Source organism: Acidiphilium sp. MT5 (genome assembly GCF_054767495.1).
Window position 1 is genome coordinate 1 of record NZ_BAABMR010000040.1, and the last position, 1,283, is coordinate 1,283.

Sequence of the window (1,283 nt, forward strand, 5' to 3'; positions counted from 1 at the left end):
TTTCATTGGATTTGAACAACTCAACTTTGGCACATGATGCCGTTGGGCCGTCCACACCAACAACCTGAGGTTCCGTTGACTCGAATGTGAGTTGGCGCGGCTCGGGCGGGTATGATTCGCTGAGCTTCCCCGGAGGAGGCTTGCGATGACGGTAGCGATAACGCGTTTGGACTTGTCGCCTATGGCGCTGCGTGAGCGGGCGGCTCGCACGACGGATGCGAAAGTTTCGAGGCGACTGCTGGCGATTGCTCTTGTTCTCGAAGGCTGGTCGCGGCGCGATGCGGCTGCGGCCTGTGCCATGGACCGGCAGACGCTGCGCGACTGGGTGCACCGCTACAATGGATTGGGCCCTGAAGGACTGGGCGATGCGCCGCGCCGCACCGGCCCGCCACCCCGATTGTCGGCTTCGCAGCAGGCACAGATCGCGGCATGGGTCAGGCAGGGTCCGGACCTGGAGCGTGACGGCGTGGTACGGTGGCGCTGTGTCGACCTGCAGCGGCGGATCAAGGCCGAGTTTTCGGTTACCCTGCACGAGACCTCGATCAGCCGACTGTTGGCGCGGCTCAAGTTCACGCGGGTCCAGCCGCGTCCGTATCATCCGAAGAAGGACGCTGCGGCGCAGGACATTTTTAAAAAGACTTCGCTGGCCTGGTAGCGGCAGCGATCCCGGCCAGGGCGGCCCGTAAGCCAATCGAGGTGTGGTTCGCCGATGAAGCCCGTGTCGGTCAGAAGGGAACCCTGACCTATGTCTGGGCAGAGCGGGGTTCCCGACCACTGGCTGTGCGCGACAATCGCCATGACTCAGCCTATCTGTTTGGCGCCGTCTGCCCGGAACGCTGTATCGGCGCCGCCATCATCATGCCGGCGGTCAACAGCGAGGCGATGGCCGAGCATCTTCGCGAAATCAGCACGCAGGTCGCACCCGGCGCGCACGCCGTGCTGGTGCTCGATGGCGCCGGCTGGCATCAAGCCGGCGAACGTCTGCCGGTGCCCGACAATATCAGCCTGCTAGCGCTGCCGCCCTATTCCCCAGAGCTCAACCCAGTCGAAAACATCTGGCAATTTCTGCGCAGCAACTTCCTCAGCCATCAGGTCTGGAACAGCTACGACGAAATCCTTACCGCCTGCCGAAACGCCTGGAACAAGTTCATGCAGATGCCAGAACAAATCGCTTCGATCACCCAACGAGACTGGATCAAAGCAGTCATTGGATAGGCAGATTGTTGGTGTGGACGGCCCAACGGCATCATGTGCCAAAGTTGAGTTGTTCAAATCCAATGAAA

The 1,283-nt window shown here is 61.3% G+C and carries 1 protein-coding gene; it reads left to right on the forward strand.

All coding sequences use genetic code 11. The annotated features are described in order from the left end of the window. The first annotated feature begins 145 nt into the window (after positions 1 to 145). Positions 146 to 1,215 (forward strand): IS630 family transposase gene (locus ACYUCQ_RS16225; protein WP_460255596.1). Its coding sequence is split into 2 segments (ribosomal slippage): positions 146 to 638 and positions 638 to 1,215, totalling 1,071 coding nucleotides; the frame shifts between segments, so codons are not numbered across the junction. Positions 1,216 to 1,283 lie beyond the last annotated feature (68 nt).